This is a genomic window from Methanosarcina flavescens, assembly GCF_001304615.2.
Lineage (GTDB): Archaea > Halobacteriota > Methanosarcinia > Methanosarcinales > Methanosarcinaceae > Methanosarcina > Methanosarcina flavescens.
In genome coordinates, this window is the sequence record NZ_CP032683.1 from 343,717 (window position 1) to 369,786 (window position 26,070).

The 26,070-nt window shown below is 41.6% G+C and carries 17 protein-coding genes, 1 tRNA gene and 2 pseudogenes; 7 read left to right on the top strand and 13 right to left on the bottom strand.

The window, feature by feature from the left end; genetic code table 11:
* Window positions 1-165 precede the first annotated feature (165 nt).
* A complete protein-coding gene (locus tag AOB57_RS01490; RefSeq protein WP_054298108.1) occupies window positions 166-1,605 on the bottom strand; it encodes a hypothetical protein in 1,440 nt (479 codons plus the stop codon).
* Window positions 1,606-2,158: 553 nt separating this feature from the next.
* Between AOB57_RS01490 and AOB57_RS01495 the strand changes: the two genes are divergently transcribed.
* From AOB57_RS01495 to AOB57_RS14770, 3 genes are all read left to right on the top strand, one after another.
* Window positions 2,159-4,951, top strand: a complete 2,793-nt coding sequence (locus tag AOB57_RS01495) for a HEAT repeat domain-containing protein (RefSeq protein WP_054298107.1) — start codon at window positions 2,159-2,161, stop codon at window positions 4,949-4,951.
* 75 nt (window positions 4,952-5,026) lie between these two features.
* On the top strand, window positions 5,027-5,248 hold the full coding sequence (locus AOB57_RS01500; protein WP_226999579.1) for a hypothetical protein: 222 nt from the start codon (window positions 5,027-5,029) through the stop codon (window positions 5,246-5,248).
* A 333-nt stretch (window positions 5,249-5,581) separates the two neighbouring features.
* The gene (locus AOB57_RS14770; protein WP_264371708.1) at window positions 5,582-5,710 is read left to right on the top strand and encodes a hypothetical protein; all 129 of its coding nucleotides are present in this window, start codon (window positions 5,582-5,584) and stop codon (window positions 5,708-5,710) included.
* Window positions 5,711-5,880: 170 nt separating this feature from the next.
* On the opposite strand, the gene AOB57_RS01505 is transcribed toward AOB57_RS14770, so the two are convergent.
* From AOB57_RS01505 to AOB57_RS01525, 5 genes and pseudogenes are all read right to left on the bottom strand, one after another.
* Window positions 5,881-6,024 carry a hypothetical protein gene (locus tag AOB57_RS01505; RefSeq protein ID WP_167829502.1) on the bottom strand — a complete coding sequence of 48 codons (144 nt, stop codon included), beginning with the start codon at window positions 6,022-6,024 and terminating at the stop codon, window positions 5,881-5,883.
* A 1,285-nt stretch (window positions 6,025-7,309) separates the two neighbouring features.
* Window positions 7,310-8,068 (bottom strand): ABC transporter ATP-binding protein, encoded by a 759-nt coding sequence (locus AOB57_RS01510; RefSeq protein ID WP_082384088.1) that lies wholly within the window; start codon window positions 8,066-8,068, stop codon window positions 7,310-7,312.
* Window positions 8,069-8,083: 15 nt separating this feature from the next.
* Window positions 8,084-9,298, bottom strand: coding sequence for an ABC transporter permease (locus tag AOB57_RS01515; protein ID WP_226999580.1), 1,215 nt, complete (start codon window positions 9,296-9,298; stop codon window positions 8,084-8,086).
* 45 nt (window positions 9,299-9,343) lie between these two features.
* Window positions 9,344-10,654, bottom strand: a complete 1,311-nt coding sequence (locus AOB57_RS01520; protein ID WP_226999581.1) for a COG1361 S-layer family protein — start codon at window positions 10,652-10,654, stop codon at window positions 9,344-9,346.
* Window positions 10,655-11,119: 465 nt separating this feature from the next.
* Window positions 11,120-12,520, bottom strand: a pseudogene (locus AOB57_RS01525) (alanine/glycine:cation symporter family protein).
* A 527-nt stretch (window positions 12,521-13,047) separates the two neighbouring features.
* Between AOB57_RS01525 and ppsA the strand changes: the two are divergent.
* The gene (gene ppsA, locus AOB57_RS01530) at window positions 13,048-15,459 is read left to right on the top strand and encodes a phosphoenolpyruvate synthase (RefSeq protein WP_054298104.1); all 2,412 of its coding nucleotides are present in this window, start codon (window positions 13,048-13,050) and stop codon (window positions 15,457-15,459) included.
* A gap of 97 nt (window positions 15,460-15,556) precedes the next feature.
* Window positions 15,557-15,697, top strand: a complete 141-nt coding sequence (locus tag AOB57_RS01535; RefSeq protein WP_167829503.1) for a hypothetical protein — start codon at window positions 15,557-15,559, stop codon at window positions 15,695-15,697.
* Window positions 15,698-15,904: 207 nt separating this feature from the next.
* On the opposite strand, the gene AOB57_RS01540 is transcribed toward AOB57_RS01535, so the two are convergent.
* The 5 genes and pseudogenes from AOB57_RS01540 to nikR form a co-directional block, all read right to left on the bottom strand.
* A complete protein-coding gene (locus AOB57_RS01540; protein ID WP_167829504.1) occupies window positions 15,905-16,060 on the bottom strand; it encodes a hypothetical protein in 156 nt (51 codons plus the stop codon).
* A gap of 340 nt (window positions 16,061-16,400) precedes the next feature.
* Window positions 16,401-17,549: a calcium/sodium antiporter gene (locus tag AOB57_RS01545; RefSeq protein ID WP_054298103.1), complete on the bottom strand. Its 1,149-nt coding sequence runs from the start codon at window positions 17,547-17,549 to the stop codon at window positions 16,401-16,403.
* A gap of 416 nt (window positions 17,550-17,965) precedes the next feature.
* Complete coding sequence (locus AOB57_RS01550; protein WP_054298102.1) at window positions 17,966-18,535, bottom strand: GNAT family N-acetyltransferase; 570 nt, start codon at window positions 18,533-18,535, stop codon at window positions 17,966-17,968.
* Between the two features lie 374 nt (window positions 18,536-18,909).
* Window positions 18,910-19,479, bottom strand: a complete 570-nt coding sequence (locus AOB57_RS01555; protein ID WP_193726285.1) for a GNAT family N-acetyltransferase — start codon at window positions 19,477-19,479, stop codon at window positions 18,910-18,912.
* 218 nt (window positions 19,480-19,697) lie between these two features.
* Window positions 19,698-20,129, bottom strand: a pseudogene (gene nikR / locus AOB57_RS01560) (nickel-responsive transcriptional regulator NikR).
* A gap of 607 nt (window positions 20,130-20,736) precedes the next feature.
* On the opposite strand from nikR, the gene AOB57_RS01565 reads away from it, so the two are divergent.
* A complete protein-coding gene (locus AOB57_RS01565) occupies window positions 20,737-21,495 on the top strand; it encodes a peptidylprolyl isomerase (protein ID WP_054298100.1) in 759 nt (252 codons plus the stop codon).
* 149 nt (window positions 21,496-21,644) lie between these two features.
* Window positions 21,645-21,729 (top strand) — tRNA-Ser (locus AOB57_RS01570).
* A 348-nt stretch (window positions 21,730-22,077) separates the two neighbouring features.
* Here AOB57_RS01570 and AOB57_RS01575 read toward each other — a convergent pair.
* Together AOB57_RS01575 and AOB57_RS01580 are read right to left on the bottom strand one after the other, a co-directional pair.
* Window positions 22,078-23,379, bottom strand: a complete 1,302-nt coding sequence (locus AOB57_RS01575) for an acyltransferase family protein (protein ID WP_082384087.1) — start codon at window positions 23,377-23,379, stop codon at window positions 22,078-22,080.
* A gap of 641 nt (window positions 23,380-24,020) precedes the next feature.
* On the bottom strand, window positions 24,021-25,826 hold the full coding sequence (locus tag AOB57_RS01580) for a thiamine pyrophosphate-dependent enzyme (RefSeq protein ID WP_054298098.1): 1,806 nt from the start codon (window positions 25,824-25,826) through the stop codon (window positions 24,021-24,023).
* Between the last annotated feature and the right edge of the window lie 244 nt (window positions 25,827-26,070).

Consider the following 26,070-nt stretch of genomic DNA (forward strand, 5'->3'; position numbering starts at 1 on the left):
TATATGAATATTCTGGTTTTCAGGAGCGACAGGAATTTTATACATCTAAAGTTTTTGAATCATCTTTCCTACGCTTCTGGTTTGCTGAAGTTAATTATATAATTCTATCAGAGCATCATGAGTTAAAAAAGAGTAAGAAAGAGTAAGAAAGTAAAGAATAGGGAGTCAGGAGCCCATAACTTCGTCATTTTCCAGCTCATCAAGGTATGGAGCAAGCGAGGATAAGGCTTCAGCTTTTTGATATTCAGATTTAATTCCTGACGCCATATCAAAGGCTTTTTTAAGAATTTCTTTTCTCTGTGGTTCATCCAGATATGGAAGAATGTATGAGAGGGCCTCAGGCCTCATGTCTTTATCCTTAAGAGTGAAAGCCAGCTCAAGCGCCTGCTCTATAACTTCCTGTTTTCTCTGTTCACTCAGGTATATAATAAGAGATGAGAGAGCCTGTACCCTTTGATATCTGGAGTGAATCACTGTTACCAGTTCAAGAGCTTTCTCAATAAGTTTTTCATTCCTTGATACGTAGAGATGAGGAAGAAGCGAGGAAAGAATCTGGAATTTTATATCCCCATACTTAAGGAAGTAGGCAAAGCCAAAGATTTTTTCAATAAGCTCTTCTTTGCCCTGACCTCTCAGGTGGGGGAGAAGTGAAGAAAGAACAAGGGCTCTTTCATCCTCGTCATGAATATGGGAGGCGGATTCAAGGGCTTTCCTGATAAGTTCGGCTTTCTCTGGTCCGATAAGATATGGAATAACCAGGGAGAGAGCCTGTGATCTCAGGTCCCCGTACTGGATCCTAGAAGCAAAATCAAGGGCCTTTTCCAATACCTCTTGTTTTTCCGGCTTCTCCAGATAAGAAATCTGCAACAAAAGGGTCTTTGTCTTCTCGTACTCATTTTGGAGTTCAGCCTCGGCTTTCACAACGCCTGTGTTTCCAAAATAAATTTTTGCAAGATTATTCTTTGCGGCGTAAGCTCTTGCAAAGTCCGTTTTTTCGATTTGTTTAATTTCTGCGATTTGCTCAATTCTCAGGGCACTTGCACTTTTTTTACCTGTAATGCCCGAACCAGCAAGCTTTTCGATATCAGGCATTTCAGACCGCTCCGGACCCTCAGAAATGCCCTTTCTTGCTGCAAATCCTTCAAGCAGTCTGTTAAACTCCTCAAACACTCTAAGTCTATCAATGAGGGTTTGTCTCGAGATCTGTTTTGATTCCTGTTTTGAATTCTGATCTGTAGCCCTGGCCAGATTATATTCGGTCACCAGCCTCTGTATGGATTTATCTTCCATAAAAGACGAAATTTCTTCAGTTAAATCAGGGTTTTCTTCAAGCAATTTTAAAATCTCCTGAGTCAGAACTTGCCTTACCTCCATATCAGAAGGTGCAACAATCATATCTTTTGCGGCTTCTTTCAACCCAACGCACCCTGTCGAACATAGTTTTCCCCATAATTTTCTCTTAATCTCCCAGACTTCAGGTCCCACCTGTTTGCTGGCTTCCTCAATCGCTTTTTTGGACCCTACGACCAGATAGGGGATAACAGGTTCAATAAAATCTGTTACTCTTTGCGCCAGTTGTTTGGCTATTATATCCTGTTGCCGCATTATTTCAGCCTTCCATTTAACATAATATGTTAGTCTTATTTTCCCCTTCGGTCTCAATAAACTGGTAGAGGCAGGTGCAACACACCAAGTGTAACACCCTCAATGACTACATAATTCACAATTATATAAGTCCATATTCAAATAGTCCTATAAGTCTATATTCAAATAGTCCTATATTAGAAGAACATTTTTAAAAATTCCTCAGAAGAGAAAATAAGGTCAAGGTAGGATATTTCCATTCAGGACTCCGCTTTTGAGATGATAATATTCTTTTAACTATACTTCTGATTTTTTTAGTATACTAAGGAGCGCTTCTCGTTTCCTGGGCATTGTGTTTGCAGGTATCCCGAAAAAGAGATTATCCTGCCTCCTGCCTGAGAAATTTCTGATTCAAATATGATTTGCCCAGTTTTCTACTTAGTCTGACATTTCATCATTCTTTATTGCCAGTTGAAATCTGGAATCAATAATTATAAGAGGAAATCTGCCAGATTGAATTGTAAATAGGAGCTTGTAAACAGGACAGCGTTAGAGCAGAGGTCGGTGGCAATTCTTGAGTGAGCAGCCAGGGATACATAATAAAACTTACAGTCAGGTTTCGGATGAGAGAATAGAGGCCGCAAAGCAGTTGGGAATCTTTTTTGAGGCTTTTCCTGACAGGAGATTGGCTTTTGAAGATTTACTAAGGCTTTGTTCTGACAGGGACAGTGCAGTCAGGGAAGAAGCCATCAACTCCCTTGTAACCGTTTTTCCGAATGCCCCGGATAAGGAACTTGTGTGGAACAAGTTCGTTAATCTGACAGCTTATCCGGCAGAAAATGTAATGAGAGCTGCAGCCAATGCTCTGGTTAGCGTTTTTTCTCTCATGCCGGATAAAGCCATGGCATGGAGGGATCTTATCGGGCTGATAAGCTCCAGATCAAGCATGGAGGACGTAAATAACGAAATTGTCAATTCGCTTTACTATTTGATAAAAGAAATTCCTGATAAAAAGCAGGTATTGAGAGACCTGCTTGCAATGGGAACTTCAGAGTATTCTTATGTGCGGGAAAAGTCGGCTTCATTTTTGAGTCTTGTTTTCGCGGAACTGACAGATGAGGGAAAAAAAGAAGCCTGGAACGAGGTACTGGAACTGGCTACGGAGTCTGAGGATGAAAAAATCAGGAAACAGGCTGCGCGTGTTCTTGGAACTGTTTACACCCGGATGCCGGATGAGATGAAGGATGAAACCCTTGAGACTCTGCTGGAACTTGCAGTATCGGGAAATCCTGAGGTTCAGAGGGAAATCCTTCTGGCTCTACCTTCGGTTTTTTTTCACATCCTGGATAAGAAAAAAGCCTGGGACGATATCCTCAGGCTTACGAGAGACGAGGATGGGCATATCCGGAAGCAGGCGATAGATGCCCTGATTTTTATATTTCCTGATATGCCTGACAAGAGAAAGGTCTGGGAAGATTTCCTGAACCTGATAAGGGTCAGTGACAACCAGGTCAAGAGTGCGGCAGCTGATGCGCTTATATCCTTATTCCCGGGTATGGATAACAAAGGCTCACTCTGGATGGAACTCCTGGAATTCTCAGGGGATGAGGAGGAAGATATACGGAGCATAGCGGCCTGCATTCTCACAAAGGTTTTCCCATATCTCTCCTTAAGGAGCGAGGCATATTCCGAACTTGTACGCCTGGCTGAAACGAAGGAGAGTTCTGTGCTCCGAAAGGTTGTAGATACGCTTATTTCTGCTTATCCCGAACTATGTAATGAACGTGAGGCAAGGGAGTGGGAAGAGATAGGAAAATATGATTGGAGAGAGCTGGATAAACACCGGAGGAAGTGCAAGTCCGGAGAAGATTACAAATCCAAAGAAGACCGGGAGCTGGGAGAAGACGATTTCTTCGGAGATAAAGAAAAATCCGAAAAACAGGTTAAGCCCGAAAAAAGAGGTAAGACTGGAGAAGCCTATCAAACTGCATCAGAAAAGGGTACTTTTCTTCGAAAGGAAGCAACTAATTCCCTGAGTTCTGTCCTCTCCGGGGAAAATGAGGAAAACGGCAGACGACAGGTTAAAGAAAAGGGTCGTAACAAGCTTGCCTCCAAAATTGCCAGGACTGAGCCTGACAGCAGGGCATACATACTAAAGAAAGATATGGCTGACCTGTTTGCAGGGTCAGGCTCCATTCCGGACAGGGAAGAAATTATAAGTAAGCTCATATGCCTGAGTTCTGATCCGGATCCTCAGAGACAAAAAGTTGAAATAGAAGCTCTGCTTGCGGCTTATTCACGATATAACGGCAGAGCGCAGGATATCTGGGGCGAACTCCTTGAGTTGACCGGGGATGAGGACACAGGCACCAGAAGGGATGCTGCAGACCTGCTTACGAATATCTTTCCGGCAGTAGAGGATAAATCTGTAATTTTTTATGACCTTGTCAGGCTTACTGAAAGCCAGGATGCCCAGATCCGTAAAAGAGCAGCAGAACTTCTTGCTGCCGCTTTTGCTTACTCTGAAAATAAGCAGGCAGCCTGGAACGAACTTATCAAGCTCGTGTCCGTTGAAGACCGAGAAGTCAGGAAAGGGGCTGTTCTCGCTCTATCTTCAGGCTTTGCAGAGGTTCCAGATAAAGGAAAAGCCTGGATGGATCTGGTAAGGCTTTCTGATCATAGCGATAGTTTTGTGCAGAGGACGGCGGCACATGTGCTTGGATCTGCCTTTTTCCATGTACCGGACAAAACCCAGGCCTGGAGGGACTTGAAGACGCTTACTGACAAGCCGTACATTTATGTTCGAAGGTATGCTCTTCGTTCCCTTGGAAAAGCTTCCCTCTGGAGGTCATTGAGGGCGGAAAACGAGGCAACTTACATTTTTGGGTTAAAAGAAGCGGTCAATTACTTTAAAGAGGCATCCGAAGCTTCTATAGGCTTCCATATTCCTGAATTCTATTATCATTTCTATCAGGCTCTGTTATTCATCCTTTTCAGCGACAGACCTAGCATAGCAAGAATTGAGAGCGAGAAATACCTCTCAAAAATGGCTGAAGAAATCAGCAGTGAAGATAAAAAATTACTTGGAATTTTTGAACAGTTTGCAGAACTTCTCACACGTGCTGGAAAACTCAGCCCTGGCGACCTGTCCGGGCAAAAAAAGCTTCTTCAAAACTCTATTCAAACTTTTGATACATATTCAGCGCTTTTAGAGAATAAAGAAGAGGAAGTTATTTTTACTCAGAAAACTGCGAAAAAAGAAAAGCCTGTAAAAAAAGAATACTCAAACCTTGGAAAAGCCCTTCTGGAACGGGTTGAGCAAAAGAAGTCATCCTTAACAAAAGACCGCAAGAAAAAAAGGTTCTGATCTGGGAGGAGAGAATTGAAACGCTTGCAGACTCCTTACATGGCAATTTATATCCTATCCTGACATCCTTTTTTTATGTACGAGGCAGGAATCGAAGTAAGCGACACGGACTTTGAGTTTGCAAAACCTCCCCTCTCAAAAAAGTTCCTTCGCCTGGTATTCGAAAAATATCAACTCAATTCTATTACCTATTTCGGCGAGAATATGTTCTATATTGCAAGGCAAAACTCGGAGCCTTTCACACCTATGTATCCGGGTGCAAGATACCCTCAAGAAATCGAGCTCATATTAGATTAATGGCAAAGGAGAGAATCCGCAGATTAAGGTATGAAAATGGTATACTCTTTCGGTCCGAAATTCCGGAATTATACGATTCTAAGATAGAGTAAATCTCACTTAAAAAATAGAACGCAGAAAAGGGGAAATGGAATAAATGAATCTAGATAAAAAAGATATAGCTTAATTCAGGGGGAATACCTGATTGTTTTTTTCCTTTTGTTCGGGTTATTTATAGTTTTATTTCAATATAAACATTAAAAATTTTATCTTTATCATTATCTGGAGGGGTATTAAACGATACATCTATGGGAGTATGATTCTCGCAAACTTGATGGCTTAAGTCTGCCACAGATGATGGGAGAACTTGAAAGAATCGGAAATGAGGGCTGGGAACTGGTTTGGATAAAGGACAACATCGATGAGGAAGGGAAAGTAATCGGGATTTTCAAACGGCAAAAAAGTGAGGTAATCTCAGTATAAAGACTCTTTTTTATTTGCTATCTTTTTTATTTACTACCTTTTTACTCTCTTTTTTATTGCTTTTACAGTTTTCTGCTGATTTTTACTGCTCTTTACCGTTTTGATCTTCTAGTACTTAATATATATTCTGATATTTAATTATCTTTCAATATTCTTACTATCTTGAAAAACTACAGTGATACTTTGTCTAGAGAAAAGATTGCGTTCTCATCTGGAAATTTCTGGAAGTTCCGAACGGCACTTATCAGGTCTTGTTCAGGAAGAGGTGTGGCACTGGACTCACGGGTTGCGAGCTTTTTATCTTGTCTCTTCACTTTTCTAGTAATTTTTCGGAGTAGGCGTTGAAGTATTTCTTGTGGAATAGGTCTTGCTATGTGGTCTTGCGATGAGAACGCAAATTATACTATGTTCGCACCATATATAATATTTTTAACACATAATGTTATTTAAACTACTTTTTCTTAGTATAAGATTCTAATCTTTTTTCACCAACCTAACCTTATAGCATTGAACTACCTGAGAACCGCTGCCCGAGTCACCACCCGAGTCGCTGTTTTTTCTGAAAGTTTACGATAAAACCTTTTCTCAGAAGGTTTTCGCTCAAGCCTTTTTTGAGAAGGCTCGTGATCAAACTTTTTAGAAAAAGGTTCATACCAAGTTTTTTAAGGAGGCCTGTTAAAAGGCTTGCAGGATCCGGGCAAAAATAAGTAAAATTTCTGTCCAAAAATAAGCCCTCTTGAGCGAACAAAGTGAGCGAAAAGGGCAGCGTGCTCCCGAGGCGCAATTCGGGCGAGACGGATCTCGGGCAGCGCCTCGGGCGATGATTCGGGATTTGATCAAAAATCAGCATGACGGCGTGATCGACCGGCACAATGGTCGTGGTTAAACAGTTTATCCTGAGGATTCTAAAATCTCTTTTAAAATGAGGTAGCGTTCTCACCGAAATCCTGGGAGTTCCGAACGGTGTTCAAGAGACTCACTTCTCTCTAGCTGGGGAAGAGGTATTGAGGCATTTTAATTCATGGAATGTGAGTTTCTCTTTTTATCCCTTTACAGTGGAGTAATGTCCTGAAGTAGGTGTTATTTGCTAGTGGGGTATTAAAAAGATGAGAACGCAGATTATACTATGCACTTATTGTATATAATATTTTTAACAGTTAATATTATTTCATTTATTTTTTTTTGTATACCTTTCTAACCTCAGTTCATTGATCTAATGCTTATCTCATTGATCTAATGCTTATCTCATTGATCTAATAGTTATATTATTACACGAACTGTGCATCAAACCGAAGAAAAAAATCTCAACTATTAGACACTTAAAACTGGTTTCAGGGCAGCTCCAGAATATAACGTTACGGGGAATAGAATATTTGCATTTCGATATGTTAGAACGTGTAACATGTCAGGTGCAATATTTTCTGCAGTCGTTTGAGAGACCAAAGATCTCTTCTCTGTAGGTTGCTGGCATGGTACCAGCAAATCAATATGTATCTTTGACTTCCTTGATAGATCCTGGCACATATATTGATCTTATTCAAAGTCCAGTGTTGTATAGGACATCCAGTTTACGTAGATACCTAGGCTTGTGAAGAATATTCACTCTTGAATTATTCCATCTTTTAACCTTATTATCCTGTCTGCATAATCAGCATGCCATTCTTCATGGGTAACCATTACAATGGTCTGCCCCTGTTCCTTGTTGAATTTTTTAAAGAGGTCAAGGACTTCCTTTGAAGTCTGGGAGTCCAGGTTGGCACAGGGCTCGTCTGCAAAAAGGACTCTTGGGGAGTGGGCAAGAGCCCGAGCTATTGAAACTCTTTGTTGCTGGCCTCCACTCATTTTGGAGGGAAGCTGCTGCAGGCGGTCTCCAAGTCCAACTGCGGTAAGAATTTCTGCGGCTGTGGTTTCGCATTCGGCTTTGCTCTTTCCCTGCATCATGAGGGAGATATAGACATTTTCCGAAGCATTGAGTTCGGGAAGAAGGGCATAGTCCTGAAAGACATAACCCAGGTTACGAAGCCGGAATTTGCCTTTCTCACTGTCGGACATGCGTGAGGTATCCGTGCCTTCTATAATGACTTTTCCCGAGTTTGGAGTATCAAGCAAACCAAGCTGGTTTAAAAGGGTTGTCTTCCCTGAGCCGCTAGGGCCCATGATTGCAATAAAATCTCCATGTGCAATTCTTACATTTACGCCGCGAAGGGCACGAACCTGTACCTCTCCCATCCTGAAGGTGCGCACTATATCGATGCCCTCAATGATCGGAACCTGTGCAGGTAGGTTAAGGTTCTGGGTTATGGTCTTACCCTCGTTTTCTTTTTCAGGCACAATTCCGGCTTTTGTCAGAGATTCCATTTTTTCACCTCAGTTTCACTTTTCCCAGATAAGTTCCAGGAGATTTTTATTTGCCAGTCTATATGCAGGGATTACAGAACCCACCACTGAAGCCAAGAAAAGTAGTATAGCGCGATTTAAGGCTTCAAGGCTATCCAGCTCCAAACTGATCGCTCCTGCCGGAACCTGTAGAGGATGGGAAACCGTGTACGGGACGATTCCGTAATTCATCAGTATGTAACCGAAAATCACACCCGCACCTGCATAAAGCATTGCCTGAAGGACAAAGGAACCTATTATTACGTTTTGCTCGATCCCTATCGCTTTCTGAACACCTATTTGTCTTTTTTTATTTACAATATTGACGTAGATAACTACAAAAATTATAACAAAAGCTATCAGTAGACCTATCAAGTTCATAATGTTCCTAACCATCCCCAGAGTGTCTTCTATCATGCCCAGTATACCGGCAAATTCCCTCCAGGTGCGGACATTTTCTCCTATCCCGAGAGAAAAGAGTTTCTCTCGGGTTACGGTCTCGTCCGTACCTGGGATAGTCCTGACAGCAATTTCCTGAGCCAGATCTTGGTTCTGTATGCCGAGCATTTCCTCCATGTCAGCTCTGGTTATATAGGCACCAGCATCGATCATAAAAAAGAGAGTGCTATAGATTCCCTTAACCCTGAACTCTTTAGTCCTACCCTGGATTGTGACCTCAACTCTGTCTCCGACTTCTACACCACCAAGGGAACGAGATTCCATCAGGCCTCCAAAGCCTCCTGAAACTTCCCTGCCCAGTATGATTTCGCCCCTATCCGGTTTGCTTAAGAACTCTCCACTTATCATAGCTCCTTCAAGACCCGTGACAAAGCTCTCTTCCGTCGGGTTTACGCCGTATACAGTAGCTCCCATTTCTTTTTCCTTGTAGCGGAAGGAGCCCGATGACTTCAGGCGAGCAGAAGTCCCTGTGACCTCAGGTAAACTTTCGATTTTTTTCTGTAGAGCGGAAGCGTCTTCAATATATCTTTGCTCTTCTCTGGGTTCGATTACAACGTCTCCGGTCTGGAAGTCTACAAGGAGCTTGTTGAATTGTGCCGTAACTCCTGCAAGTATGGTTGAAAAGAGCACAAGTTGCACAAAGATCAGGGTCAGGACAAAGACCGTAAAGATCGTAATCCCTTTATTGCCCCTGATTATGGAGCGGCTGGCAAGGAAGAAGGAAACTCTCGCTTTCTCGAGCATAACAGGCATCCTTTAGGGTTAATAATATTTTTCGGTTTTTTTAATCTCCGCATCTCAGATTTTGCCTTTCTTTTTCATATAAAAAACTATAGCTGCAAGAATGAGGACTGCTCCGAGCACAAGCGGAATAATGCTTCCCTTCTGTCTTTCCACACTGAATGTAAGGTCCTCGCTAAGTTGATGTTTACCGAAGTCATCCTCATACTCAACCAGCAGCGTCACTTCCTGCTCACCTGCTTTTTCAGGGGTAAAGGTAAAAACTGCAGGAGCATCGTCATCCTTATCCAGGCGTCCAAGGAAGGCGGTAGTACTTCCCGAACCCTCAAGCCCCTCAAGCCTGGCTTTAACCGAACGGGCTTCCCCTTTTCCAACATTCTCAAGCCTGATAGTCATGGATACCTGTTGTCCTCTCACAGGCATTCCAGGATCGAATTTCAGGCTTGAAACATCGATTTTCGCCCGGTTAAGCACATTAATCCCGATCTCCTGGACCTTGTCTATCTGGAAGGTGTCGGTGTTATTCGAGGCTGTTATCCGCAGTGGAATCCTGTAGGGCTGCACATCGGCATTACTGCCGAGCAAAAGTTTGAACGACAGGTTTCCGGAGCTGCCTGCACTAAGGTTCTCAAAAAAACGGACATTATCTTCCAGCGGGATCAAAGGCGAGGAGCTGTTAAGGTTAAGTATTACCCTGACATTTTTCGCGTCCCCATTTCCTGCATTCTTAACGGCTGTCCTGAGGTAAAACTCCTGTCCCGGAACTATGGCTCCCGAAGAGTAATTATTTCCGTTTGCAGGAAAGATTTCAGTGCCTGTAAGCACAAGGTCAGGATTTCCTTCCACTCGAATCGGGATTCTTCTCGAAAAACTTGTCCCGCCCTTGTCCTTGACAGTAAATTCTAGCTGATAGATCCCGGATTCAGTCTCAGGATCCGCTCTGAAATAGAAGTTAAGTTCGACTTTGGAACGCTGCCGTATCTGTTGAATCTGGAAGGTTCGCTCCATGTTAGTCCCGGAGCCGTACACTTCTGATGTACTGTACTTAAAAACGAAAGGAGAAATTTCCTCAATCCCTATAATTACGTCCTCTGCAGGCTCATCTCCGATATTATGTATATTGACCCTTATAAGCAGGTCTTCGCCTGGCCTGGCAGGATTGGGAGTGATTTCCGAGATCTCAATTACAAGCTGCGTGCTTCCGGACACTACAATTGCAAATACCGGGCCTGTCAGAAAGACAGATACCATTAACACGGCAACTGCAAAACGAAGAGCTGACGCCTGTGCTCTATTTACAGGCATTTTATACACCGATTTTCTATCTTTCAGCTTTTCACTATCTGAAGATCCTCTTTTTGCCGACACTCGATCTATCAGTTTATGCTTCTTTTTCTCGGGGCAGGAACTTTTTTCTGAATAGGAGAGCTTCATAGGTAACAGTCCTAATACCTGGTTTATAATGTTTGCACTTTATTTGCAACCTCTGACATGTTGTATTTTTCTATCACAAGCCTTTTCAAAAAAGGCTTGAGCGAAAACGGCATAAGCATCGAATTTGAGAACCTTATCTCCCAAACCCTATCCAGCGTGATATACGCAAATTTTTTAAGAAAAAGTTTAATCACAAGCCTTTTGAAAAAAGGCTTGAGCGAAAACCCCGAGCAACAGCGTGGTCAAGCGGTACAACGCTTGGTGATAAACACAAACTTTTTAAGAAAAAGTTTGATCACAAGCCTTTTGAAAAAAGGCTTGAGCGAAAACAGCTGGTAGGCGCGGTCGGCGTGATAAACCGGCGCAACGGTTTCGGCTCAACGATCGCGGTGCAACAATTTATTTCGATACCTTAGGCGTTTTTGAGGTTTCAACCTCCAGCTTCTTAAAATACTGCCTGGTTTCAGAGGCAATTACTCTCCGCAGAGCCAGGAGGGCAATGAGGTTTGGAATTGCCATGAGACCGTTTACGATGTCTGCAAGCACCCAGATGACATCGAGAGCCAGGAAAGCGCCTGAGGCAACAATAAGGATATAAACTAGCTTGTAAGGGAGAATTCCTTTTACCCCGAAGAGAAATTCCGTACAGAGCTCACCATAGTAATTCCATCCCAGAATAGTTGTAAAGGCAAAGCAAATTAACCCGATTGTTACGATATAGCTTCCGGTTTCTGAGAGTACAGTAGAAAAAGCGTAGCTTGTCATATAGGCACCTGCAAGTTCGCCTGTCCAGGAATCCGTTATAATCAGTACTGTTCCGGTCATGAGGCAGATGATAAAGGTATCAAAGAAGGTTCCTGTCATGGAAATAAGGCCCTGTCTGGCTGGCTCTTTTACCTTCGCAGCCGCGGCAGCTATGGGGGCACTTCCAAGCCCTGACTCGTTTGAAAAAATCCCACGAGCAATTCCCATTCTTACTGCAAGCATCACCCCTACCCTAAGGAAGCCGCCCTACGCAGCCGTTCCTGTAAATGCGGAGCTTATTATCAGGGTAAGAGTTTCAGGAAGTTTTTCAAGGTTTAACCCTATAATTAACATGCAGCCCAGTACATAGCCTGCTGCCATGAAAGGCACTAAAAACTGGGCTACGGCTGCAATTCTCCTGATCCCGCCAAGCGTGACAAATGCTGCAAGCAGGCTTATTACAGCCGCACTAAGGACTTCAGGAATATCAAAGGCAATCCTTGCTGAATCGACTATGGCATTTACCTGCGGAAAAGTACCTATCCCGAAAAGAGCTACACTTACTCCAAAGAAAGCAAAGGCGGTTGCAAGAACACGGCTATACTTTTTTTCTTCCAGCCCGTCTCTGATATAATATATGGGTCCTCCTGACATCTGTCCGTTTGCATCCACAGTCCTGTATTTGACTGCAAGCAGGGATTCGGAATACATGGTTGCCATTCCGAAAAAAGCTGCAAGAAGCATCCAGAAAAGAGCTCCTGGACCCCCGGTTTTTATTGCAGTTGCAACCCCGACTATATTCCCAGTTCCTATTGTTGCGGACAGTGCAGTGCTGAGCGCCGCAAAGCTGGAAACATCCCCCTGTACTTCAATTTCAGATTTTCTTGAATTTAACACATATTTGAGTGCAAGGGGAAGCCTGAACACCTGGATCATTCCGAGTTTCCATGTCAGGAAAATCCCGGTCCCCACAAGCAAAATCAGAAGTGGTGGTCCCCAGATAAACTGGTCTATCGCTGTAAGAATATCAAGTATGTCAATACCTGCCAGTTCCATAAAGCTAGCCCCATAAGCAAGGAAATGGTTTTAGAAAAAAATAGCTTTGGTTCAGTATTGTCCAGGGATGATCTTAAACATTGATGTCCGTAATTCAGAATTTGAAAAGCAGGCTTACGGAGTTAAATAATTCGAAACATGTCCATTTAATAAGCTTCCCATATGAAGTCTACTGGTCTTACTTTCTCTTAATTTATTATCTCGCCTTCCAAGAAAAAGATTATTGGAAAAAACAACTGTTTACGGCATTCGTTCCTCACAATGTCCTGAGAATGTTGTCTAATTGCCAGAGGATGAACATTTCTTTAACTTTCACATGGCAGGAAACTCATTTCTTTGATTAGCGCATAAATATATTTGGAACATTAGTGTACCATTGATGGTATCAAACATGCGATTAGGAAATTGAATTTTATAAGGAACATCCTGACCTTAGCCAGGGGTTTATAAATTTAACATGAAAGTTTAAATGTGTTGCCGCACTTTTACATTACAGTAAATAATTTTAAAAGGGGATTTTCTGGGAGATGTTTGAGAAAGAAAGCAAATACATCCGCTGGTTTGAAGAGACCACGATTGATGACATCCCACTTGTGGGCGGGAAGAATGCTTCGCTTGGAGAGATGTACAGGGAGCTTACCAAGAAGGGGGTGAGGATTCCAAACGGGTTTTCAGTTACTGCTGATGCTTACTGGCATACACTTGAAGCCGGAGGTATTCTGGATAAACTTAAAAGGACAATGGAAGGGCTCGATACCTCGAACATTGCAGACCTTGCAAGAAGGGGAAAAGCTGCAAGAGACCTAATTCTTGGAGCTAGAATCCCGGATGACCTCTGGGAGGAAATTAAAGCCGCTTACGACCGCCTCTGTGAGCAATACGGGGAAAATACGGATGTAGCAGTGAGGAGTTCGGCGACGGCTGAAGATCTTCCCACAGCTTCTTTTGCAGGTCAGCAGGAGACTTATCTGAATATCCGGGGCTATCCCGGGCTTCGTGACGCCTGTATCCGCTGTTTTGCTTCACTCTTTACGGATAGGGCTATTTCCTACCGTGTAACCAACAAGTTTGACCATTTTAAAGTAGCTCTCTCCATAGGAATTATGAAGATGGTCAGGTCGGACCTGGCTTCCAGCGGGGTTATCTTTACCCTTGACACGGAGACCGGTTTCAGGGACGTGGTTTTCATCACAGGTGCATATGGGCTCGGGGAAAATATCGTTCAGGGGCAGGTTAACCCTGATGAGTTCTATGTCTTCAAACCGACATTCAGGAAAGGATACAGACCGATTATCCAGAAAAAAGTAGGGAGCAAGGAAATCAAGATGATCTATGGCCAGGGTGGCTCCAAAATACTTACCCGCAACGTTGAGGTTCCCGATGCTGACAGGCTGCGATTCTGTATTAATGACGACGAAGTGCTCAAACTTGCCGAGTATGCGATAGCCATAGAAGATTATTACTCTGAGAAGTTTGGGGAACCCAGGCCCATGGATATTGAATGGGCAAAAGATGGTATAACAGGGGAACTCTTTGTAGTACAGGCAAGGCCGGAAACGGTCCAGTCCCAGCGGAGCAAAGATGTCCTTGAGACCTATGTACTTGAAAAAAGATCAGAAGTCCTTGTGATTGGCAGGAGCGTAGGCGACAAGATTGCATCTGGAAAAGCGCATGTAATTCCGGATATCTCAGACCTGCCTTCTTTTAAACCCGGGGAAATCCTGGTTGCGGATACCACAACTCCGGATTGGGAGCCTGTAATGAAAACCGCGGCTGCTATTGTTACAAACAAAGGAGGAAGAACCTGCCACGCAGCTATTGTCAGTCGAGAACTCGGAATTCCTGCTGTTGTGGGAGCAGGCAATGCAACCGAAGTGCTTGAGACAGGTAGGGAGATCACGGTGAGCTGTGCCGAAGGTGAAGATGGGCTTGTATATGACGGTATTCTTCCTTTCCATAAAGACACCCTGAGCCTGAAAGACATAAAACGCCCGAAAACCAAGATTATGATGAATCTGGGAAATCCGGAAGAGGCTTTTGGTTTTTCCATGATCCCAAACGACGGAATAGGGCTTGCGAGGCTGGAATTCATCATTACAAGCTATATAAAAATCCATCCTATGGCGCTTGTGCACCCTGAGAAGATCAAAGACCCTAAAGTCCTTCAGGAAATTGAACAGCTTACTCAGGGCTACAGGAAAGAAGATTACTTTGTCGAACAGCTTGCTCAGGGAGTCGGGACTATTGCTGCGGCTTTCTATCCGAAGCCTGTTGTAGTCCGTATGAGCGATTTCAAGACCAATGAATATGCAAGCCTTATAGGGGGTAGTTATTTCGAAATGGAGGAAAGCAATCCCATGATAGGGTTCAGGGGAGCTTCCCGCTACTTCGATGAACGCTACAGGGAGGGATATGCCCTTGAGTGCAGAGCTATGAAAAAAGTCAGGGATGAAATGGGGCTTACAAATCTTATTCTTATGATTCCCTTCTGCAGGACGGTCGAAGAGGCACGGAAGGTTATTGCCGAAATGGAGAAAAATGGGCTCAGAAGAGGAGAAAACGGACTTCAGGTCTATGTTATGTGCGAGATTCCGAACAATGTTCTCCTTATCGATGAATTTAGTGAGTTCTTCGATGGCATTTCCATAGGCTCAAATGACCTGACCCAGCTGACCCTCGGAGTTGACAGAGATTCCGAACTCCTTGCCGCAGAATTTGATGAGCGAGACCCAGGGGTTATGAAAATAATGGCAATGGCTGTGCAGGGAGCAAAACGGAACGGAAGGCACAGCGGAATTTGCGGTCAGGCTCCGAGTGACTTTCCAGAAGTTGCAGAGTTTCTGGTGAAACAGGGAATAGATTCAATTTCACTCAATCCTGATTCGGTTATGAAGATCACCCTTAAAGTTCTGGAAACAGAAAAAGAACTGGGAAGGTAATGAAATGAAGGAAAAACAAGGCTAGTACAGTTGAAAAATGTCCAAATAATAATTTGAGGGAATTTTAATTAATAACTTTTACTGGGAGCGATTTTGAATGTCTATCTTAATACATTGTCCGGAGTGCCACTCCAAGCTTGAGAATAATCTTTTCAAGGAATTTCAGTACTGTCAGGTTTGTGGGTACTGGACAAAAAAGGAAACTGTGAGGCTTGAGCCACTTATTATTATGGAGTGAGACTGAGATGTTTGAATCTTCTGTAGAATGTACCCGGTGCAGCACACCTCTTAAAAAGCAGGTAATTGGTTCAAATATATTTTATTATTGCAGGAAATGCGGGTGTACTTCTTCGGCTGCATTTGCAAGTGTGTCTTCTCAATGTACAGCCTAGCCTATCAAATAATTAATTTTGAAAATCTGCATCCTGAAATAACTGTTTTAGAATCAGAGACTTTCAGCAAAACCAGTCCTCATAAACTCTAGTCGATTAACCAGTTTATGACCTGCTGGTTTTGCTTTAAATCTTTTGCGTTCGGCTCTGGCTTCCATGCATATTATCTTGCTGTACTTCTTGATTTTTGTCCCCATAATATTTTTCAATCCTTCTTACTTTTCTCTGTCTTCTGAAAATGGTTCTGGCACTATCCGGAAGAAAAAGGTATGTTATTCAAGATTTTACCTGTTTTTCCAGATCCTGAAAACAAATTATATTTAATAAGATATAATGAATCAAAATGCAGAATTATTCGAATTTGGATAAAAACAGTGCTGCTTTATTAACCGTCATTATAATTATCGAGCTGTTAGCCCGCATGTATCATTAAATTGAAAACAGCTTTTATTGATAGCAGCTTTTGCCCGCAATTTCTGAGCCTGCTGGATTTCTATCTTTTAAACCTTAATCTCTATATCTCCCTGGGCTTGTTTAGAAGGGCACTTCTTACTCCATACTGATGATCATTATCATGAAGCCGAAATAGAGAAGGAGCATGACAACCCCCTCTAACCGTTTTACTTTCCAGCCCGTTCGGATAAATAAAAGGAACAGGGTGCTTATTATCAGCATAAAAGGTGCTATGTAAAAAGTGCCGATGTCTGTTGTCATTATAGGATGGACAAGCCCTGAGCAGCCTAGAATCAAAAGTATATTCGCAATATTTGATCCTATTACATTTCCAAGGGCAATTCCACCGTAATCGCTCCGCGCTGCCGAGACAGTTACCATAAGTTCTGGAATTGAAGTCCCAACCGCAACAAGGCTGATCCCTATAATCGTCTCCGGAACATCGAACAGCATAGCAAAGAAGATTGCCTCTTCGACAAAGTAATTTGCCCCAATTATGATTGCAGCTAAGCTTGCAATCAGCTTGAAGAATTCTGCTAAAAGGCTAGTTTCTTGAAGATGTTCTTCTGTAACATCGATGTCAACATCTTCATATTCCTCGGTTACGGATTCGGTCTCTGATTCGGTTATAGCTCTCTTTTCGGTTCCGTTTTTCCTTTCAGTTTTTTTTCCTGCTCCCTGCTTTTCTTCTCGGTATCTCCGGGCCTGAAGGTTAATTCTTGATATTAGATCAAAAATATATTCGAATTTGATTATATAAATCATAAAATCTTTAAAATATATATCTCCTTCGTGCTTTTTCACTTTTTCAAACAGGAACAAAAGATAGATGAGGTATAATAAAATAAAAATTAAGGCTTCTAACCTCGAAATTTTAAAGTCAAGCATAAAAAGGAAAAGAAGAAAAGAGGAAAATAGCATTATATAGCCGTCCCTTCTCAGCATGACTTCCTCAGTTCTGATATTTGTCAGGAGAGCAGCCATACCTGCAATCAGCCCTATATTTGCGATGTTTGACCCAAGTATATTGCCCATGACTATTCCGCTTGCCTGCTGAAAAGATGCCGCAAGGGAAGATGCAAGTTCGGGCACTGATGTGCCCACAGACACAAGAGTCAATCCTATTACGAATTCGGATACTCCGAACCTTCTTGCAATTAGGGACGAAGTTAATACGAAAAGGTCTGCTCCTCTTACGAGCAATACTAGCCCGCCAAGAAATACAAGGATATTAATTACAGGCACATTGAAGTGTGAGCCCGAGATTTATTTAAATATATCTTAAAGCATAAAGTTAGTATGAGCAGTATTTAATAATCTGAAAATGTATTCAAGAAAGATACAAAGAATATCAACATTGTCTCACTTAGCACTGTACGTAGATCGATTTATTAGCAAAATCAGTCAATTAATAAATCTAGTTATTAATAATTAATAATCCAGTTATTTAATAAATTCAGTTAATTAATAATTAATTAATAACCCAGTTATTTAACAAACCCAGTTACTTAATATTCATTTTCAAATAATCAGTTCATTAACAAATCTGTTTCATCACTGAAACTTGCGATATCGTGGAGAACCAGAAAGTTGAGAATTAACCTTTAAGAAAGTGCGGAAAATTTGCCAGAGCAGAAAAACAGGTCACACAGGGAAAAGCTTCAAGCGAGTCTCAATCCCATCTCATAACATTTTTCATTCTGGCCGCATATGTTTTCTACCTGTTTAATTATGCGAAAGCCAGTTTTTTCGTATAACTTTATAGCAGGAAGGTTATTTACGTTGACATATAAGTGAATGAAGGTTATTCCGTTCACCTTCATTTCTTCAATGCTGCCCTTTAATAATCTCTCAGCAAAACCTTTGCCTCTAAAATTTTTATCCGTTGCAATTGAGGATATTACTGATTGTTTCTCAAAGCCTTTGAGAGAGAGTACAGGTTTCAGGTAGTAAACACAGTAACCCACAATTTTATCCTTATCCTTGATGACGTAAAAAATATTTCTTGATTTTTTAGAATATTTTATCAGTTTTTCCTCGTTCCCGTTTTCAAATCCGTCAACCTGGATTCTAAGAACTTCAGGAAGCATGGAGTCCTCAATTGGCACAATGTCTTCTTTTTCTATCAGTTTCCATTGTTTTACCAGAAGACTGCCAGCGGTATCTTGCAGTAGCCTCTTAAAACTCATTAAGTATATAGCTGATCGAGTGTGAATTTTTGTAAGACCCATAGGATCACCTTAGAATAAAAAGCTGGTGAAATTAGCTTTAAAAAATTTTTAATTAGGAGCTATTAAAATTATTACCTTTGAGGCAACAGAAGTTTCCAATAGCCAGGCAATTAAACATATATAGATAATTCAATCTTTATTAAATATATCTTTTAACAAAATTTTCCCAAATATCGTAATGAAAGAGAGAAAATCCAGGTAAAAAGTGTTATATCAGGTAAAAAAACATTTGAATAAAATCAGTTTTCCATAACTACTTATTTATCTAAAAGTTGGTATCAAGAAGTTTTAGGAATATTGCGGAAGCGATGAAGATCAGGGAATGATGAAGATGAGAGAGTTATGAAGATCAGGGAATGACAGAGAGCCTGAGATTAAAGAATTTTCAATTCCATCTCATAACATGTCTCTTTCAGGCCGCATATATCTTTTATTTCATTAGTCGTCTTGAAGCCTATTTTTTCGTATAACTTTATTGCAGGAAGATTTTTTGTGTTTACATATAAAAGAATTGAGGTTATTCCATTTACCCCCATTTCTCTGGCACTTTCTCTTAAGAGTTTTTCACCATAACCTTTTCTTCTAAAATCCTTATCAATTGAAATTGAGTAAATTACCGACTTTTTCTTAAAGCCCTTTAGAGACAGGACAGGCTTTATATAATATATGCAGTAACCTACAACTCTGTCCTGGTTTATTGCCACGTAAAAGATTTTTCTCAGTCGTTTCGAGTATCGCCTGATGCCGTTACGGCTTTTAGTTTCAAAACCTTCTGCTTGAATTCGGATAATCTCAGGAAGCATGGAATCCTCTATAGATACAACATTTTCTTTTTCTACCTGTCTCCATTTCCTTATGCATAAAGTGGCAATAATATCCCGTACCAATCTCTCAAAACTAATCAAATACACATTTAACGTGAAATGAACTTTTGTCAGGCCCATGCAGATCACTTTTAGTCAAATTGACAATTAGCGAATCTATTTCTTGTTAATTCTTAAATTTCACATCACGTGAATTGAGTTACCCGCATACTGAACCGCAGTATATAAATTGTTTTCGATTCGGTGTTTTTCCGGACGTTCAAAGCTTTTAAAGTGGAATTTACAATTTTAAATTGAAAATAAAATATGCTTCGAACTATTTCAGGACTGGAAGGCTTTTAAGGCGTCTTTTCAATTTTTTCTTTAGGGACAGTCATTAGTCTGGAGTGCTTAACTCCTTTCAAACTCAAGATTTTTTCAGCCAGCGCTACAATTTTCTCCCCTTCGCCCTGCAAAATTATCACTTCAAAGCAGGAGTTTGGCTCAATATGGAAACGTACTGAGGAGTTTATCAGGTCTATGTTTTCATGCTGAATTTTTGCCAGATCGTTCGATACTCCTGTTTTTGAGCAATCGTATACAATCGAAATCGTTGCAACTCTTCTGCCCCTTATCTGCTACATCCACTCGTAGTGCTGGTTGTATGTCCTTATGGAATCCCTTATTCCTTCAGACCGAGATGAATAACCTCTCTTCAGAAGAGTTTTATCAAATTTGTCCAGAAGTTTCCCTGGCAGGGAAATTCCTATTCTCATGAGCTTCTTTTCCATATACCCTCTCCTGAAAACGAAAACTTTCTGTTAAGTATCCTCACAGTCCGGCTGATGAAATATAAAAGTATACTTAACGGGAAAAACAAATATTACATTCCCGAATAATTACATTCCCGAATTCCCCAAATTATACCCTGAATCATATTCTAATATTTTATTGTAATTTAGTGGCATAAATAGTAATCGAAAGACATATGGAATATAAGAAAGTGATTTAGACTTAGAAGTATATCAGACTTAAAACACAGTAATACGAATTTTTGTGCCCGAACTTTTGCTTTTGCCCGGGCAATTTGCAGGAGAGAGCATTCTGCAAAAGCTGGCGATCCCTATAAATATAATAAAAAGGTTTTATCTGTTCACTTCCAGAACCGTTGTTTATACAAAGTGAATTTTGTGGTCAATCGGCGCTGATTCAGATAAAGCTGTTCAAGAGCCTAATGTTTTCAGAACTGTTCTTATAATAGGCAGTAACCCCATGGATTCCCAAAAAGCTTATTAAAGGCAGAGTTCTATAGCGTGAAACACTTTATGCTGAATTTGGCTGACAGTGAATAGCTATCTTGCTTATCAATTTAGTTAATTTATGAAAGAGTTGAGAATTATGGCAATCCAGAAAGGCGACTTTATAAAGTTGAACTACACAGGTAAGTTCGAAGATGGCAGGGTTTTCGACACAACAGACGAAGATCTTGCAAAAAAGGAAGATATTTTTAACCCGCGTGGGCTTTACGGCGGAGACGTTGTTATTGTCGGAGCAGGTCATACTATTGAAGGTCTTGACGAGGATCTTGAAGGAAAGGAAGTCGGTTATAGTGGAACCATTGTAATCCCTCCGGAAAAAGCCTTTGGCCCGAGCAACCCCAAACTTGTAGAGACCATTTCCATTACAAAACTAAAAGACCGTAACGCCCACCCCGGCCTTGCAGTTGAGGTAGATGGCAGAAGAGGTATTGTCACCAGGGTTATAGGCCGCAGGGTAACTGTAGACTTTAACAGCCCTCTCGCAGGCAAAACCGTTACTTATGAATATACTATCGAAAAAGTTCTTGAGACCGACATTGAGAAAATCCAAGGCCTGCTCGCCCTCTACACCGGCTTGAGGGATCTGGAAATCGAAACAGCTGATGGCGTCGCAAAAATCTACATCCCCACTGGCCTTACCTTCAACCAGCGCTGGCTCATGGCAAAGAACAGGGTCGCATCCGAACTCTTTAAGTACGCCGGCTTTAAGGAAGTCCAGTTCATTGAAAAGGTGACTGCTGAATCCGAAGCTGAAGTACCAGCCGAGCCCGGAGCTGAAACCGAAGCTGAACCTGAGCCCGAAGCTGAAACTGGCGGATCCTCAGAATCTGAAGCCTGATTTCACCTTAAATCTTCAAAAAAGCGAAGAGTTCTTCCTCTTCGCAAATTTTATATATCTTAATAGGGTTGTCTGTATACGCTTGCGGGAATCTCAAGATGATTTGATCATAACCCTACCAGGAGCTATAAAGATAATTCTATCAACCTGCTGAGGTAGCCAAGTGGACTACGGCGCCGGTCTTGAAAACCGGTAGCGCTTCGCGCTGCGGGAGTTCGAATCTCCCCCTCAGCGTCTCTTCTCATGCATTTCTCCAAAAGTTGCGTTCGTTCTTACTTTTACACTTGCGTTTTACGGGTTGCCGCATCAGTTACCCAGTTAATATTTTTCTCTTTCTTCCTCTCGCTGCAATTAAACTCCATGGTTCCACCACTCCATGCTCTAAACATTGTCAGGCACGGCAAACTCCCTCAGATTAAAATACCCGGAGTACCTCGGAAAATACTGTAAAACAAAAAATGAAGTCTCTAAGTACTCTCTTTTACTCAGCTGCTTGCACGCAAGCCTTCCCAAAAAAAGCCTGACTGCAAACCTTTTCGTAAAAAGGCTTGAGCGAAAACTGCTGTATGGGCTTGGAGGGTTTTAAAGCTTCGATCTTCTTCCAGGCACTTTCGACCGGCTGCTTGCTAACTTGCCGGTGTCGGTTGTGGAGTCTGTAAGGGAGAAATCCCTGTGAGGGGCTTTTTTGTGTGAGAAGGACTTCTTCAGATTTAATTCCAGAATCTGGAAGTGATACGAGATCAACAGCAGGAGTGGTAAAGCTACAAATATTACGATGGCATCATGCAAGAATGGATTGCTTATAAAGTTTGTAGCCGAATTCCAGAGTGCCAGGAAAGGTCTGTGGAAGAGGTAAATGCAATATGAAGCTGTAGCGATATACGTAAGGGCAGAGCTCCAGGAATTTGATAATTTATCATCAATGAATTTCATTGCAAACCCGTACTCCAGAATACAGAAAGTAATTATAAAAACATTAAGAAGTACAGAGTCGATGATAAATTTCAAGGTAACGTACCCCAGGCCCAGAGAGTTCGCAACGCTTTCCAACATCGATACAACTGTAGAAGAACCAATAGTGCCGCTGCCTGCTGACGTAATGGTTAACGAAACCTTGGGGTCAAGAAGTAGGGCTGTTCTTGAGCCCAGAACAATAATCAGTACGAATATAATAGGAAGGGCTGCCAGGAATATCTTGACAAAGGGAATCCTCAAGATAAATGTCATTGACTTTTCAAACAGACTCTCTTTACAGGTAAGGATTCCAAATATAAATACAGGGAAAAACATAAAAAAACGGTGTTCAATAATGTTAAAACTCCTTGAGATTAATAAAAACCCTAGGAATACTAGAGAAGAATAAAGTAACAGCTGCTTTGAATCTTTTGAAAGCATTATTATCAATGGATAAACCGCATAAAAGACAATAATCAGACCTATAAAGTACAGTGTCAGCATAGGAGATGCATAAGCAGGAGCAAGGAAAATCTGCAGTCCCAGTATATGCACTATTACGTTATGAAAAGTAAACACATGCTCAGCATTAGGGTATACAAAGCCTGAGTTTAACTTCGGGGCAAATATAAAGAATACAAGTGTAAAAGCGGCAATAGCAGCCCAGTAAAGAGGGAAAATCCTCAGAAGTCTTTTCCTGTAGAAAGACAATATATTCTGGAATGAATGTATTGAGTGATTATTAAAGTATAGCAAGTATCCACTCATGAATATAAAAAGTCCCAGACCCATGTTTGCGACATAAGGGTCAACCGCGTAAAGGGCTAACTTGCTGTAAGTAGAAGACAAAAAGTTACTTAAGTGAGCCGGAATGATCATTGCTATTGCTAAAGCCCTAAGAAAATCAAATGCTATTATTTTGTTTTTCATAATCTCAACTCTGTAAATTAAAGCTCAATAGTTGTGAGGTTCATACAGCGCCTGTTTACTGAAGAGTGAACTTATGATATAATTTTTATTTATAACCATAAATACTTTAAACAGATATTAATCGTTTTATATATAAACTCTATGATTTTTTATTTTGATTTCCATATAATAATCATCCAGGTGCCAGTATTGCATATTTATATTATTAAGCCTGCAAGTTCTTGTTCCCTTTGGAGAATTTATGTTTTATCCTGCCCCCTGTATACAGACCTCTTAGAAAGCACAGGATAAAAAGGATAATAAGCTCTTATTCCGAATATTCAGGGTTTTAAAGTTATACCTGACCTTGCAGAAGGTTGTCATATTATAAATGAGAGTACAAAGGCGAGATAAAAAAATAGTGAAAGTTTATTGAAATAACAGAAGATTATGTGAAATACTGGAGAACTTGCTGCAGAAACATTAATAAGAGTGAATTATTGCAGGTAACCAGGGTTATTGATTAACTCTGATAGGAAGCTTTTTCCATATTTAGAAGCTATTCTCATACTTACAATTTCAGTAGCCCCCTTCATGACCTTTTAGAAGAACCTTACTGCCTCCAGATCAAGCTCAAGGGACAAATAATAAAAAGTTCCAGATCAATATTTTCTGCACTTTCCTTTTATGAATATTACAGAAAGCCCAGGAAGTGCAAGTTTCGCTTGGATCAGTTCAGAGAGCCTGGTACTCGGAATATGGTATTCTATTCCATTCCTCGCTTCTTTATCATTCCCGGTCCTATCTGTCGTTTTTTCTGTCTCATATGTCATTTTCCCAGTTCTATCTATTACTTCCCCTGTCTTGTCCTGCACTCTTTCTTCATCTGTGTCGATATCAAAAAATGAAACATCAGGAGTTATTGCCTCAACCACTTTACTGAGATCAGGGACAGTTTGCCCACCGGTCATGGCTGCAACTTCGTTCTGGAGTACGAGCACAAGCAAATCGCAGCCTGTAGTCGCGGCATTTAGCAGCCCGAGAATGCCCGAATGTGCAAGGGCAAAATCCCCAATTATGGCTATGCCTTTTTTCCCAAAACCGCAGGCAACCGAGACTGCCGAGCCAAGGGCAAAGCTAACATCGATTGCAGCAAGGGGCTCGGGTGCACTTAGGACGGAACAGCCCATATCGCCTGCAACCCTCACGTCAAGCCTGCTAAGCAGGTGATAAAGGGGAAGATAGGGGCAGTCGTTGCAAATTAAAGTCCTGTCTCCGGCTTTAAGTACTGCAGAAATTGCAGGTTTTAAGATCTCTTCTCCTATATGCTCAAGGGCAAATTCGAGATCTTCAGACTTTACCTGCCCGTATGGAAGATGCCCTGTCTTTTTCCCGTAAACCTTGCCTGCGATCCGAATCTGTTCTTCTATAAAAGGTTCAGACTCTTCGACAACGAGTACCTTATCGTTGTTTTTCAAGAAAGCCTTAATTTTCTCAAGGGGGAGCGGGTTCACAAGGGTAAGGGATAGATGCGAGATCTCAGGACAGGAATCCTCAGCATGGGGCTTAATCTGTTTTTTGAGAATTTCTTCGACAGTCGAGGATGTAAAACCTGAGGAAATAATCCCTATCTTTTCATGCTCCCGACCTGATGCATGTCCTGTGTTTTCAGTTGCTTTTTCCTTTACCTTACTAAGGTCCGTATTTTCGGCTACTCTTCCCCTTACCTCATTTAGGTACGTGCCCTCAGCTTCCTTTTCTAGCAGTGGATAGGTTATGGAGTGAAAGAGCTGGTGTTTTTCTACCATCCGTTTTTTCCAGATTGTGCGGTCGAACTCAGGATGGAGAGTTGGAGCTTCTGGAAGGCGTTCTAATTTCCCTTTACTTTTTTCCAGGCCTGCAGTAACTCTGAGGATAACAGGTGTCCTGGTCTCTTCTGAAAGCTCGTAAGCCCGCCTTAGAGCCCTGTATGCCATATTAGGGTTAGCCGGGTCAAACACAGCTACCTCTGCTATCCGGCCGTACCAGCGGGAGTCCTGTTCATTCTGAGAACCTTTTGCGCCAGGGTCATCACCTGCAATTATAACAAGACCGGCTCCTATGGTGTGTGTAATCGAGGTTATAAGTGGATCTGAGAGGAGGTTCATCCCTACATGCTTTACAAGCACAAGTGCTCTTCTGCCCGAAACCGATGCTCCGAGAGCGATTTCCAGGGCAACTTTCTCATTTGTCAGCCACCTGGCGCTATAGTCCCTCGGTATCTCAGAAGCAGGTGACCTGGAAAACCGGGGCTTATCTTTAGAAACTTCGACAGGCTCCTTTTCCCCGGGCTTTCTCAAAAAAAGTTCCATAAGGGAGGTAATCGGGTACCCGGGAACACCTGTTATAAGGCTGACATCACTATCAAGGGCTGCAAGGTAAAGGGCTTCAAATCCGGTGCACTCTGATACTCCTTCTTCTTTTTTCAAACTGACCCCACACTGACGGAATTCAAAGAATATTGAATTCAACCTTTATAACGTAAGTTCTATAATTCAAAGTTTCATGTAGCTCAAAGCTTCATGTAATTCAAAGCTTCATGTAACTCTATTTTTATACTTTAAAATTTCGAATAATTAAGCTTTCATAATAAAACTCTTTATAAACTGAAATTCCTATAGCTTGCAATTCGATAGTTAATAATTCGATAATTTATAATTTCGATAAATTAAA